Source organism: Micromonospora sp. DT53 (assembly GCF_049841535.1).
Taxonomy (GTDB): Bacteria; Actinomycetota; Actinomycetes; order Mycobacteriales; family Micromonosporaceae; genus Micromonospora.
In genome coordinates, this window is record NZ_JBNCKM010000005.1 from 211,244 (window position 1) to 223,682 (window position 12,439).

General features: G+C 72.4%; 14 protein-coding genes. 7 read left to right on the forward strand and 7 right to left on the reverse strand.

Going from position 1 to position 12,439, the window contains the following annotated elements; translation table 11 throughout:
* Positions 1 to 17: 17 nt before the first annotated feature.
* The gene (locus ACLQ3B_RS17920) at positions 18 to 434 is read left to right on the forward strand and encodes a PLD nuclease N-terminal domain-containing protein (RefSeq protein ID WP_425781869.1); all 417 of its coding nucleotides are present in this window, start codon (positions 18 to 20) and stop codon (positions 432 to 434) included.
* A 112-nt stretch (positions 435 to 546) separates the two neighbouring features.
* On the opposite strand, the gene ACLQ3B_RS17925 is transcribed toward ACLQ3B_RS17920, so the two are convergent.
* From ACLQ3B_RS17925 to ACLQ3B_RS17940, 4 genes are all read right to left on the reverse strand, one after another.
* Positions 547 to 1,356 carry an ABC transporter permease gene (locus ACLQ3B_RS17925; RefSeq protein ID WP_425781870.1) on the reverse strand — a complete coding sequence of 270 codons (810 nt, stop codon included), beginning with the start codon at positions 1,354 to 1,356 and terminating at the stop codon, positions 547 to 549.
* A complete protein-coding gene (locus ACLQ3B_RS17930) occupies positions 1,353 to 2,324 on the reverse strand; it encodes an ATP-binding cassette domain-containing protein (protein ID WP_425781871.1) in 972 nt (323 codons plus the stop codon). The genes ACLQ3B_RS17925 and ACLQ3B_RS17930 overlap by 4 nt, the downstream gene beginning before the upstream one ends.
* Before the next feature lie 168 nt (positions 2,325 to 2,492).
* Positions 2,493 to 4,115: an acetolactate synthase gene (locus ACLQ3B_RS17935; protein ID WP_425781872.1), complete on the reverse strand. Its 1,623-nt coding sequence runs from the start codon at positions 4,113 to 4,115 to the stop codon at positions 2,493 to 2,495.
* Between the two features lie 121 nt (positions 4,116 to 4,236).
* The gene (locus ACLQ3B_RS17940) at positions 4,237 to 5,010 is read right to left on the reverse strand and encodes an enoyl-CoA hydratase/isomerase family protein (RefSeq protein WP_425781873.1); all 774 of its coding nucleotides are present in this window, start codon (positions 5,008 to 5,010) and stop codon (positions 4,237 to 4,239) included.
* A 98-nt stretch (positions 5,011 to 5,108) separates the two neighbouring features.
* Between ACLQ3B_RS17940 and ACLQ3B_RS17945 the strand changes: the two genes are divergently transcribed.
* The 4 genes from ACLQ3B_RS17945 to ACLQ3B_RS17960 all read left to right on the forward strand — a co-directional run bounded on the left by ACLQ3B_RS17945 (position 5,109) and on the right by ACLQ3B_RS17960 (position 7,178).
* Positions 5,109 to 5,588, forward strand: a complete 480-nt coding sequence (locus tag ACLQ3B_RS17945; RefSeq protein WP_425781874.1) for a DUF6232 family protein — start codon at positions 5,109 to 5,111, stop codon at positions 5,586 to 5,588.
* A 93-nt stretch (positions 5,589 to 5,681) separates the two neighbouring features.
* Complete coding sequence (locus ACLQ3B_RS17950) at positions 5,682 to 6,164, forward strand: DUF6232 family protein (protein WP_425781875.1); 483 nt, start codon at positions 5,682 to 5,684, stop codon at positions 6,162 to 6,164.
* Between the two features lie 109 nt (positions 6,165 to 6,273).
* Positions 6,274 to 6,402 (forward strand): hypothetical protein, encoded by a 129-nt coding sequence (locus ACLQ3B_RS17955; RefSeq protein ID WP_425781876.1) that lies wholly within the window; start codon positions 6,274 to 6,276, stop codon positions 6,400 to 6,402.
* Between the two features lie 47 nt (positions 6,403 to 6,449).
* Positions 6,450 to 7,178: a hypothetical protein gene (locus tag ACLQ3B_RS17960; RefSeq protein ID WP_425781877.1), complete on the forward strand. Its 729-nt coding sequence runs from the start codon at positions 6,450 to 6,452 to the stop codon at positions 7,176 to 7,178.
* Positions 7,179 to 7,211: 33 nt separating this feature from the next.
* On the opposite strand, the gene ACLQ3B_RS17965 is transcribed toward ACLQ3B_RS17960, so the two are convergent.
* Both ACLQ3B_RS17965 and ACLQ3B_RS17970 read right to left on the reverse strand, forming a co-directional pair.
* Positions 7,212 to 8,108 carry a ribokinase gene (locus ACLQ3B_RS17965; protein ID WP_425781878.1) on the reverse strand — a complete coding sequence of 299 codons (897 nt, stop codon included), beginning with the start codon at positions 8,106 to 8,108 and terminating at the stop codon, positions 7,212 to 7,214.
* A gap of 23 nt (positions 8,109 to 8,131) precedes the next feature.
* Positions 8,132 to 8,974: an ABC transporter ATP-binding protein gene (locus tag ACLQ3B_RS17970; RefSeq protein WP_425781879.1), complete on the reverse strand. Its 843-nt coding sequence runs from the start codon at positions 8,972 to 8,974 to the stop codon at positions 8,132 to 8,134.
* A gap of 131 nt (positions 8,975 to 9,105) precedes the next feature.
* On the opposite strand from ACLQ3B_RS17970, the gene ACLQ3B_RS17975 reads away from it, so the two are divergent.
* Together ACLQ3B_RS17975 and ACLQ3B_RS17980 are read left to right on the forward strand one after the other, a co-directional pair.
* Positions 9,106 to 10,104, forward strand: coding sequence for an ABC transporter ATP-binding protein (locus ACLQ3B_RS17975; RefSeq protein WP_425781880.1), 999 nt, complete (start codon positions 9,106 to 9,108; stop codon positions 10,102 to 10,104).
* Complete coding sequence (locus tag ACLQ3B_RS17980; RefSeq protein ID WP_425781881.1) at positions 10,101 to 11,114, forward strand: ABC transporter permease subunit; 1,014 nt, start codon at positions 10,101 to 10,103, stop codon at positions 11,112 to 11,114. The genes ACLQ3B_RS17975 and ACLQ3B_RS17980 overlap by 4 nt, the downstream gene beginning before the upstream one ends.
* Positions 11,115 to 11,241: 127 nt before the next feature.
* Here the strand turns inward: ACLQ3B_RS17980 and ACLQ3B_RS17985 are convergent, their stop codons facing one another.
* Positions 11,242 to 12,417: an ROK family transcriptional regulator gene (locus tag ACLQ3B_RS17985; RefSeq protein ID WP_030331123.1), complete on the reverse strand. Its 1,176-nt coding sequence runs from the start codon at positions 12,415 to 12,417 to the stop codon at positions 11,242 to 11,244.
* Between the last annotated feature and the right edge of the window lie 22 nt (positions 12,418 to 12,439).

Genomic DNA, 12,439 nt, shown 5'->3' on the forward strand with positions numbered 1-12,439 from the left:
TGCGCCATGATAGGTGGATGGCCCGGCTTGGCGTACTCCTCTTCCTGGTGCAGATTGTCCTCGCCGTCTGCGCGCTGATCAGTTGCCTCTCCGCCGAGGAGGGTCAGATCCGTGCCCTGCCCCGGATCGCCTGGGTGCTGATCATCCTGATCTTTCCCCTGGTCGGCTCGATCGCCTGGTTCATCGTCGGCCGGGAGCCCAGCTCCGCGGCCCGCGGGGCGCGGCCCGCAGGCGGTGGCTCCAGCGAACGGCAGCCGCGCCGCCCGCTCGCTCCCGACGACGACCCCGAGTTCCTCCGCTCGGTGCAGGACCGTTCCCGCCAGCAGGACCAGGAACTCTTCCGCCGCTGGGAGGAGGACCTGCGCCGGCGTGAGGACGACCTGCGCCGCCGCGACGGTGACCCGCCCCGTGAGGGTGACCGGCCGGAGGTGTGAACACCAGCCCGGCCGCGCCGATGCCGGTGGCCGGCCCGGTGGGCGACACAATCGGCGGAGTGCAGGTCAGCCTGCTCGGCCCGTTGCAGGTCCGTGTCGATCCGACTGCGGGTCACACTCGACGCTTGAGACCGCGTACGGCCAGCGGCGCGAAGATCACCGCGATGCCGGCGCCCCACAGCAGCGTCTGGAGCGCCGGCCCGGCCACCGGCCCGCCGACCAGCAGCCCCCGCAGCGCGTCGGCCACCACGGTCACCGGGTTGACCTCCACCCAGTTCTGCAACCAGCCCGGCATCCGGTCGGTCGGGACGAAGATGTTGCTGGTGAAGGTCAGCGGGAAGATCACCATGAAGCCGAAGATCTGCACCTTGTCCGGTTCGCTCACCAGCACCCCGACCAGCACCGAAATCCAGGACGCGGCAAGCGTGAACGCCAGCAGCAGCGCGAACGCCCCCACCACGCCGAGCACGCCGTTGCCGACCCGGAAGCCGAGGATCGAACCGACGCCGAGCAGCAGTGCGATCGACCACGCCTGCTTGACGGTGTCGGCGAGGATCCGACCGGCCAGCGGCGCCCACCGGGCGATGGGTAACGCCCGCAGCCGGTCGAAGACGCCCTTGGTGAGGTCGTTGTTCAACCCGAACCCCGTCGTCATGGTGGCGAATAGCGCGTTCTGGACCATGATGCCGGGCAGCATGAAGGTGAGGTACTCGCCGGACGAGCCGGCGATGGCGGTGCCGAAGACGTAGGTGAACAGCAGCACGAACATCACCGGCTGGATGCTCAGGTCGAGCAGCTCCATCGGGTTGTGTTTGATCTGCACCAGGCTGCGCCAGGCCAGTGTGAAGGTGTGCCGCAGCCCGGCGGCGACGCCGAGTCGACGGGCCGGGGCGAGGGCGGGGCTGAGGGTCACGGCGGTCATGCCGGTGTCCTTTCCAGGTCGGTGTCGGCCGGGGCGTCCTCGGCCCGATGGCCGGTGAGGGTGAGGAAGACCTCGTCCAGGCTGGCGCCGCGCAGCGCCAGCTCCGCGACCGCGATCTCGGCGGCGTCGAGGCGGCTGACCACTGCGGGCAGGACGCCGGGATCGTTCACGGCAACGGTGACGGCGCTCTGGGCCACCTCGGGGACCGCACCGGACACCTCACCGACGATGGCGCTCACCATGCCCAGGTCGCTGCTGTCCGCGGGGCGCACGGTGAGGGTCTGACCGCCGGTCCTGGCCTTCAGCTCCTCCGGCGTGCCCTGGGCGATCACCCGCCCGTGGTCGACGACGGCGATCTCGTCGGCGAGCTGGTCGGCCTCCTCCAGATACTGCGTGGTGAGCAGCACCGTGACCCCGTCCGCGACGAGCGTGCGGACGAGGTCCCACAGGTCGTTGCGGCTGCGCGGGTCCAGGCCGGTGGTCGGCTCGTCGAGGAACAGCACCTGCGGCCGACCGACCAGGCTGGCGGCGAGGTCCAGCCGTCGCCGCATCCCGCCGGAGAACGTCTTCACCGCCCGGTCGGCGGCATCGCCGAGCCCGAAGTCGTCGAGCAGTTGCCGGGCCCTTCGCTTGGCGTCGGCCCGAGTGAGCCCGAGCAGCCGCCCGATGAGGAGCAGGTTCTCCGCGCCGGTCAGGGTCTCGTCGACCGAGGCGTACTGGCCGGTGAGGCCGATCAGCTGACGCACGCGGTGGGCGTCGCGGACCACGTCGAACCCGCCCACCGTGGCGTGTCCCTCGTCGGCGCGCAGCAGGGTGGCGAGCACCCGTACCGCTGTGGTCTTGCCGGCGCCGTTCGGCCCGAGCAGACCGAAGACCGTCCCCGTGGGGACCGCCAGGTCAACTCCGGCGAGGGCAGTGGTGGCGCCGAAACGCCGCACCAGACCCTCGGCGCGGATCGCGTGGTCCATCGCAACTCCTGTCGTCTGCGGGTGATGACACCACCATGGGCGACAGGGCTGACATCCCGCTGTTCCCGCGCTGACGTTACGACGATCGACGCTGACATTCCGTGTATTTAGCTGCGAGAAGACACCGCGCCGCCGCCCGCGAGGGGCGACGGCGGCGGCGGGTGCGAGTCAGGCCAGGTTCGACGACCGGGGGTACGCGTCGGTCGGGTCGGTGAGCACGTTCACCAGGTACGGCACTCCGGAGTCGAAAGCCCGCTGGAGCGCCGGGCCCAGGTCGGCCGCCTTGGCGACCGTCTCCCCCGCCCCGCCGAGCGCGCTGACCACCGTGTCGTACCGCAGCTCAGGCTGCAGGTCGGCGGCCACGTCGTAGCCGTACATGGCCCGCATCGGGTGCTTCTCCAACCCCCAGATGCCGTTGTTGCCGACGACGATCACCACCGGGAGCTTCTGGCGGACCAGCGACTCGACGTCCATCAGCGAGAACCCGGCCGCGCCGTCGCCCATCAGCACGCAGATCTGCCGGTCCGGGTGACTGACCCGGGCGCCCATCGCGTAACCCATGCCGGTGCCCAGGCAGCCGTACGGGCCCGGGTCCAGCCAGGTGCCGGGCTGGGCCGGCTCCAGGTACCGCCCGGCGTACGACACGAAGTCGCCGCCGTCGCCGATGGTGATCGCGTCCGGGGCGAGCGCCCGACGCAGCTCGCCGTAGATCCGGGCCGGGCGGATCGGGTCGGTCTCGGCGGCCATCTCCGCGGCGTCCCGAGCCTTCGCGGCGTCCTCGGCGACGCGCAGGTCGGCGATCCAGTCGGCGTGGTCGGCCCGGTCGCCGGAGTGGTCGGCCAGCGCGGAGAGGATCAGACGCAGGTCACCGGCGGGGGCGGCGGCCGGCTGCACGTGCGTCGCCCGCTGGCTGGGCGCGTCGACGATGTGCACCACCTTGGCGTCACCGAAGTCACCGAAGCTGAGCCGGAAGTCCAGCGGGGTGCCCACCACCACGACCACGTCGGCGCCGGAGAGCGCGGCCCGGCGGGCCTTGGCGAACGCGAGTGGGTGCTGCGGCGGGAGCGAGCCGCGACCCATGCCGTTGGTGAAGACCGGCACCTGCAACGCCTCGGCCGCCTCGCGCAGGGCGGCGACGGCGTCGCCCGCGTACACGTCGGAGCCGGCGATGATGACCGGCCGCTGCGCCCCGGCGATGAGCAGCGCGGCGCGGCCCACCTCCTCCGGGTCCGGCGCGATCGGGTCGACACCCGTCACGGTGGGCAGCTCGGCCTCGGCGACCGAGAAGACCGTCTCCAGGGGAAAGTCGAGGAAGGCCGGGCCGCGGTGCGGGGTGAGCGCCGCGTTGAGCGCCGCACCGACCGCGCGCGGGATGTCGTCGGTGCTGAACACCGTCTCGGCGTGCTTGGTGACCGGGCTGACCAGCGGCAGGTGGTCCATCTCCTGCAGGCTGCCCGAGCCCCAGCGGAACGCGGGCGCTCGGCCCCCGAGCACCAGCACCGGCGAGGCGTTGAAGAACGCGCTGGTCATGCCGGAGATGCCGTTGGTGACGCCGGGCCCGGCGGTGAGCACGGCGAGGCCGGGACGGCGCTGGAGCTTGGCCACCGCCTCGGCGGCGAAGACCGCGGACTGCTCGTGTCGGACGTCGTAGATCGGGAAGTCGGTCTTGTACGCGGCGTCGTAGAGCGGGAAGACGTGCCCGCCGGACAGCGTGAACATCTCCCGTACGCCGTGCGCGCGTAGTGCCGCGAGCGCCAACTCGCCGCCGTGACCCTCGATCCGCTCCGTCATGTCGCTCCCATCGTCCGTGGCCGGGATCACAGGTTACCGGCCAGTCACTTGACCCCTCGACCGTGGCCCCGGCCAGTGGACGTTGCCGAGGTCAGAGGGCGGTGGGCCGGGAAGCGACGGATCAGCGGCCGGTGAAGCCCGGCTTACGCTTCTCGACGAAGGCCGCCATGCCCTCGCGCCGGTCGTCGGTGGCGAACAGCGCCGCGAAGAGCTGACTCTCCCAGGCCAGACCCGAGTTCAGATCCATGTCCAGGCCGCCGTCGACCGCCAGCTTCGCCGCGCGCAGCGCCTGCACCGGCCCGCTGAGGTACGGAGTGATCAGCGCGACGGCCGCGTCGTACACCTCGGCGGCCGGGGCGACCCGGTCGGCCAGGCCGATCCGCAGCGCCTCCTGCGCGTCCACCATCCGCCCCGACATGATGAGGTCCTTGGCGCGGGCCGGGCCGACCAGGCGGGCCAGCCGCTGGGTGCCGCCCGCACCCGGGATGATGCCCAGCTTGATCTCCGGCTGGCCGAGCTTGGCGTCCTCGGCGACCACCCGCCAGTCACACGCCAGCGCCAGCTCGCAGCCGCCACCGAGGGCGTACCCGGTGATCGCGGCGACCACCGGCTTGGGGATCCGGGCGATCGCGCCGAGCGCGCTGGACAGGTTCGCGGCCCGCTCGGCCATGTCCACGTAGGACATCTCGGCCATCTGCTTGATGTCCGCGCCGGCGGCGAAGACCTTCTCCCCGCCGTACACGATGACGGCGCGAACCTCGGGATCGGCGGTGGCCGCCGTGGCGGCGGCGCGCAACTCCTCCTGCACCTGGGTGTTGAGCGCGTTCATCGGCGGCCGCTCCAGCCGGATCGTGCCGATGCCGTCAGTGGTCTCCAGCCGAACGAACTCGCCCACGCTGCCCTCACTTCCTCGTCGAAGTCGCGTGCCAACCTTACGACCCGGCTCGTTTGGGTAAGTAGTGTGGTGTCAGCCCCGCGGGCGGGAGTCCAGCCATGATCACTTATTACGACGACAGGTCGGTACAGGTCACCTCCACCACCGTTCGCGTCGACGGTCGCAGCTACGCGCTGGCCGACATCACCGTGATCTGGCACCGCCGTGGCACCCGTTCCTGGCGCGTTCTGGTGGGGCGGGGCGCGATCGGCGCCGCGCTCGCCGGCCCGCTGGTCGCGGCGGTGCTCGGCATCGGCGTGGCCGTCTGGCTGCACCGCTCCCCCACCGTGACGATCGCGATCGTCGGCGCGTCGGTGCTGGTCGGCTTGGCCGTCGGGCCGGTCGCCGACTTCCTCTTCGAACACCTGGACCGCTCGTACGCGCGGGGCAGCCGCCAACTGGAGATCTGGGCCCGTTGGCGGGGTCAGCCGGTGCGGCTGCTGCGCACAGGTGACGCGTTGCGCTTCGGGCAGATCTATCGGGCGGTGCAACGCGCGGTCGAGCACAGCCAGCCGGCCCGTCCCGGCACGCGCCGCTAGCCGCCGCAGACCTTGGACAGTTTCCGTTAGCCGGAACGGAAACTGCCCAAGATTGCCGAGGCGAGGGTTGCCCGCCGGTGGTTAGGCTTAGTGATGACCCTCTATTACCGGGACGACGCGGTGCAGGTGACCTCCGAGTCGATCCGGGCGGGCGGTCACGTGATCGCCCTGTCCGACGTGACGTTCGTCTGGCACGCACGGGGGCAGAAAACCCTCGCCGTCCGTGGCCGCGTGCTGGGGCGCGGTGTCCTGGTGCTGCTGCTCTCGCTACCGCCGCTGGTCGCCGTGGTCTGCGTGCTGTCACTGGCGTGGTCGGCACAGGACCGGGGCAACTGGCAGCTGGCGTTGATCATTCTCGCCGCCTGCGCGGTGGGGGCGCTGGTGGCGCTGCCGTTCCTGGAGATTCCCCTCGGCTGGCTGGACCGCTCCTACGAGCGTGGCAGCCACGTGCACGAGTTGTGGGTGCAGCACCACGGCCGGGAGGATCTGCTGGTACGCACCCCGGACGCGCTACGGTTCGGGCAGATCTACCGGGCCGTGCAGCGCGCCGTCGAACAGCAGGGGGACCATCGATGACCACCCGCCGCGGCGAGGCCGTCGCCCTGGCCGGCCTGCTCGCCGCGGCCGGTGTCACCCACCCGCCGCACTCTTCGTCGCCGTCCTGCCGGCGAACGTGAAGATGGCCGTGGACTGGCGACACCGACGCCCGACGAAGCGCGCCATCGCGTACGGCCGGGTGCCGTTGCAGGCGCCGCTGATCTGGTGGGCGCTGCGGGTGGGCCGCGCCGACACCGCCGGTCGACGGTCCCGCTGACCAGCGCCGTCGGGCGGTTGTGGCACGGCCGACGCACACTTGACCCCATGGCGATTCCCCTCCCCACCCCGGCCGCCGTGGTCGGCCTGACCCGTTCCGCTCTCGACCAGGCGCTCGGCTCGGCCGTCTCGATGGCCGCCGTGCCCGCCCGCGCGTTCGCGGTGCTCGACGGGGTGGAGGCGCTGTTGGCCCGGATCAACGGCGTGGTCGACCGGATCGAGACGACCCTGGAGCGGACCGACCAGGTGCTCACCGATGCCGAGGGCGCGGTTCGCGAGGTGGCCGTCATCAGCGCCGCCGCGACCACCGCCATCGACACGGCCACCGAGGTGGCCACCGCCGCCGCAGTGGTGGTCGCCGAGGCCGACCGGGTCTCCCGCGCCGCGGCCACGGTGGTCGCCGAGGCCGACCGGGTCGCGGGCCGCGCCGCCGCCACCGTGGGCACCGCTGCGGAGGCCGCCGCCACGGCGGCCGAACTGCTGGCGGCGTACGAGCCGGCGCTGCGCCGGGCCGCGCCGATGGCCGGGCGGTTCGTCGAGGAGTTGAGTCACGAGGAGATCAGCGCGGCGATCCACCTGATCGACGAGTTGCCCAAGCTCAGGGAACACCTGACGGCGGACATCCTGCCGATCCTGGCCACGCTGGACCGGGTCGGCCCCGACCTGCACGACCTGCTGGACGTGACCCGCGACCTCAAGCTCGCCGTGGCCGGCATCCCCGGGCTCGGCATGCTGCGCCGACGCGGCGAGAAGCTCGCCGACGAGCCCGTCGGCTGAACGCCCGGACGGGCCGGACGGCGTGCGGCGCGCTCAGGCTGGTACGTACAGCTCGTCGATCTCGGCGCGTTGCGGTAGCGCCACCGACGCGCCGAGCTTGCGGACGCAGGCAGCGCCGGCCGCCGACGCCCAGCGCACCGCGTCGACCAGGTCGCGCCCCTCGCCCCAGCCGACGGCCAGCGCGGCGGTGAACGCGTCACCGGCGGCGGTGGAGTCGACCGCGTCGACAGGTACCGCCGGCACGTGCACCTCGGTGCCGTCCCGGTCGACGTACCAGGCGCCCTCACCGCCGAGAGTGAGCACGGCCCGGGGGGCCAGATCGAGCAGCGCCCGGGGCTCCTCCCGACCTCGGCCGGCGAGCGCCTGCGCCTCGCCCTCGTTGACGACCAGCAGGTCCACGGCGGCGAGCAGTTCGGGTGGGAGGTCCCGCGCGGGGGCGGCGTTCAGGATGACCCTGGTGCCGGCGTCGCGGGCGGCCACCGCGGCGGCGGTCACGGTCTGCACCGGGATCTCCAGTTGGGCGACCAGGACGTCCGCCGCGCGCACCGTGGCCAACTCCTCCTCGCTGAGGCCGACCAGGGCGTCGTTCGCGCCGGGGGTGACCACGATTGCGTTCTCCCCCTGGGCGTTGACCATCACCAGCGCCACCCCGGAGGCGCCGTAGACCACACGCAGCTGGCTGGTGTCCACGCCGGCCGCGGTGATGCGGGCCTTGAGGGTGACGCCGAAGGCGTCCGAGCCGATCGCGCCGAGGAAGACGCAGGACGCGCCGGCCCGGACCGCGGCCACGGCCTGGTTGGCGCCCTTACCGCCGGGCACCATCACGAAGTCGGTGCCGAGCATGGTCTCGCCCTGTCGCGGCAGCGCGGGCGCCATCGCGACCAGGTCCATGTTGGCACTGCCCACCACGGCGACCCGGGTCTGCGGCACTGTCGTCTCCGCCTCTCCGACGCTCAGGCGGCGCGAGCCGTGAAACGGTCGCCGGACCGCTCGACCACCAGTGGCAGCCCGAAGGTCTTGGAGAGGTTGTCACCGGTCAGCGTCTCGGCGAGCAGGCCCTGGGCGACCACCCCACCCTCGCGCAGCAGCAGCGCGTGCGTGAACCCGGGCGGGATCTCCTCCACGTGGTGGGTGACCAGCACCATCGCCGGGGCGTCCGGGTCGTACGCCAGCTCGGCCAGCCGGGCGACCAGGTCTTCCCGACCACCCAGGTCGAGCCCGGCGGCGGGCTCGTCGAGCAGCAGCAACTCCGGGTCGGTCATCAGGGCACGGGCGATCTGCACCCGCTTGCGCTCGCCCTCGGAGAGGGTGCCGTAACGGCGCTCGGTGAGGCCACCGACGCCGAGTTGGCTCAGCAGTGCCCGCGCCCGCGTCTCGTCGCCACGGTCGTAGTTCTCCCGCCAGCGGCCGACCACCGACCAGGCGGCGGTCACCACCACGTCGCTGACCCGCTCGTCGGCGGGGAGTCGCTCGGCGAGCGCGGCGGTGGTGAGCCCGATCCGGGTACGCAACTCGTTGACGTCGGTGCGGCCGATCCGTTCGCCGAGGACGTGCGCGACACCCGTGGTGGGGTGCAGCCGGCCGGCGGCGAGGTTGAGCAGTGTGGTCTTGCCGGCGCCGTTGGAGCCGAGCACGACCCACCGCTCGTCCAGTTCGACGCGCCAGGTCAGGTCCTGCAGGAGGGCGGTGCCAGAGCGGCGTACGCCGACGCCGTCGAGGCTGACCACCAGATCCGGGTCCACGAAAGCGGCGGCAGGCGCGGCGCCGGCAGCGCCGGGGATCAGGTCACCAGTCACCGCACCATCCAACCACGCAGCGCCTGGGCGCCCCCCATGGGCGGCGCCTCAGCCATAGGGTGAAGCGCCGTGTCGTTGATCACCAAGCCCGAAGGACGGCCCATGCCCCGTCGACGTACGGAGCCGCGCGGATGAGCGCGGTCATCGAGATCGAGGGTCTGCGCAAGACCTTCCACAGCATGCGCAGCGGCCGAAGGGTGGCGGTGGACGGGTTCGACCTGCTGGTCGAGGCGGGCCAGGTCCACGGCTTCCTGGGCCCGAACGGTTCGGGCAAGACCACCACCCTGCGGGCCCTGCTCGGGCTGGTACGCGCCGACGGCGGCCGGATGAGCGTGCTCGGCGAACCGTCGCCGGAGCTGCTGACCCGGGTGGCGGGCCAGGTCGGCGCCATCGTGGAGAGCCCGCAGTTCTTCGGCAACTTCACCGGTCACCGCACCCTGCGGTTGTTGGCCCGCGCTGGTGGGGTGCCGGTTTCCCGGGTGGACGAGGTGCTGGATCTGGTGGGCCTGCAGGACCGGGGCGATGACCGGGTGAAGGGCTACTCGCTGGGCATGAAGCAACGGCTCGCGGTGGCGTCCGCGCTGCTGAAGGACCCGCGGTTGCTCATCCTGGACGAGCCCGCGAACGGGCTGGACCCGGCGGGCATCCGGGAGATGCGGGACCTGATGCGGTCGCTGGCGGCCAGCGGGGTGACCGTGCTGGTGTCCAGTCACATCCTGGGCGAGATCCAGTTGATCTGCGACCACGTCACGATCATTTCCCGGGGGCGGCGGGTCGCGACCGGTCGGGTGGACGAGGTGCTGGCGGGCCACGATCGGCACGAGTTCCTGGTCCGGGTGGCCGAGCCGGAGCGGGCCGTCGAGTTGCTGCACGCGGCCGAGCTGACGGCGGTCGTGGACGGCGCGGCGGTGGTGGTGGGCGGGGTGAGCGACCCGACGGTGATCAGTCGGGTCCTCGGTGAGCAGGGTCTGTGGGTGGGCGAGCTGACGCCGCTGCGGCCGGATCTGGAGAGCGTCTTCCTGGAGCTGACCGGCGCGTACGAGCATCCGTCGGTGCCCCGGCAGGGCGGCGACTCGTCGCCGCCGCAGGGTGAAGCCGTGATCGACCTCGATCGGGGAGTGGACGCGTGAACCTGGTGCGTGCCGAGTTGGAGCGACTGTCCGCGCGTCGCTTCGTGCAGCTCATGGTGGTCCTGTTGGTGTTGGCGTTCGCTGTCACGGCGGCGACCACGATGGCCGGCTCCCACAAGCCGAGTGCCAGCGAACTGAGTTCGGCGCGGGAGCAGGCCGCCGACGCGCGGCGCGGCCTGGAGGCCACCCACCAGGAGTGCCTGGATCGCCAGAACGGCACCCTTCCGACCGACACGGACAAGCTCTTCCCCAGCGACTGTTCGGCGATCGACCCGATCCGGCAGGACCGGCTGCCGATCGCCGCCGACTATCTACCGGGTGTGTTCAACTTCGCCGACCAGGCCCGGCCGCTGCTGTACTTCCTCATCGCGTTCCTGGTGCTGTTCGGGTTCCTGGTCGGCGCCTCCTACATCGGCGCGGACCTGACCTCGGGTGGCGTGGTGAATCTGCTGTTGTGGCGACCGCGCCGGTTGACGGTGCTCGCGGCGAAGTTGGGCACCCTGCTCGGCACGGTGTTGGTCCTGGCCCTGCTGGCGTCGGTGGCCTACCTCGCCACGTTCTGGGTGATCGGGCAGACCGCCGGGTTGCCGGGCCGGCTGGACGGCGACTTCTGGCGATCACTCGGCGCGGTGCACGGCCGTGGCCTGGTGTTGGTGCTGCTGTCCGCCGCCCTGGGCTTCGCGATCGCCACGCTGGGTCGGCACACGTCGGCGGCGCTCGGCGCGGTGGCGGCGTACGCGGTGGTGTGGGAGTTGGGTGGCCGGCTGGTGCTGGAGATCGTCGACGCCCGGCGGCCCGATCAGCTGATGCTCTCCAGTCACATCGGGGCGTGGCTCGGCGGTAGGGCGCGGTTCTTCGACCCCGAACTCTGTCGGGGCAGCGCGGGGACCGGTTACTGCGAGGGCTTCTACACCCTGACCTGGCCGACGGCGCTGCTGGTGCTGTTGGTGCTCACCGGCGGCCTGACCGCGGCGGCGTTCGCCGTGTTCCGTCGCCGCGACCTGATCTGACTGGGGGTCCGTCGGGTCGCCCCGGTCGGGGCGGCCCGACGGACCGGGCCACCGCCAGCGCGCGGCAAGAGGTTGCACCCTGTGGGCGTACGGTGAAATATTTCTTCACATGACCGCCGTAGCGGGCTCAGCCGACGGTGGAGCCGAACACCTCGTCGCGCACCGCGTCCAGGGCGGTGCGCAGCGCGCCGTGCAGGATCGGCTCCTCGGTCAGCCCGGTCGGCACCACGCGCGGCTGGACCAGGGTGATCGCCGCGACCTCCTGCTGCACCCGGTCGGCAAGAGCCGCGCCACCGGCCTGCCCCACCTCGCCGGCGAGCACGACAAGCGGTGGGTCCAGCACCACGCAGGTGCTGGCCACGCCGAGCGCGAGCCGACGGGCCAGCTCGTCGAGCATCGGACCGCCGTCGGCGCCGGCCGCGACGGCCGCACGGACCGCCTCGGCGGCGTCGGCGTCCGGGTAGCCGTGCTCGGCGGCCACCGCGCGCACCGAGTCCGCACCGACCAACTGCTGGAAGGCCGGCTTGGCGCGCCGGGAGACGTCGCGCGGGATGGGCGCGCCGGGCACCGGCAGGTAGCCGATCTCGCCGGCCGCACCGCTGCTGCCGTGGTGCAGCCGGCCGCCCAGCATGATCGCCAGGCCGACGCCGGCACCCACCCAGACCAGCACGAAATCCGCCAGCCCCTGGGCGGCGCCGGACTGCGCCTCGGCCACCGCGGCCAGGTTGACGTCGTTCTCGAAGACCACAGGCGTGTGCAGGTCGTCCCGCAGCGCGGCGAGCAGACCGCTGTGCCAGCGGGGCAGGTTGAACGCGAAGGTGATGTCGCCGGTGCCGGGGTCGACCAGGCCCGGGGTGCCGAGCACGATCCGTCGTACGCTGCTCAGCTGCGCCTGGGCGCTGCTCGCGGCCTGCACGACGGCGTTGTGCACCACGCCCACCGGGTCGTCGGTGTCCCGGGTCGACTGCTCCACCCGGCCGATGACCGCACCTGTGATGTCGGCGCAGGCGGCCACCACCCGGTCCGGTCCGACATCCACGCCAACCACGTGCGCGCTGCCCGGGCGGACCGCGTAGAGCTGGGCGTTCGGACCACGCCCGCCGGCCTGCTCGCCGACGCGCGCGACGAGGCCGCGCTCCTCCAACCGCTCGACCAGTTGCGAGGCGGTGACCTTCGACAGCCCGGTCAGCTCGCCGAGGCGAGCGCGGGTCAGCGGGCCGCGTTCCAGGAGCAGTTCCAGCGCGGCACGGTCGTTGAGCGCCCGCAACAGGCGGGGGGTGCCGGGCAGCCGGGTCGCACTCATGACACGTCCTCTAGTTTTAGTA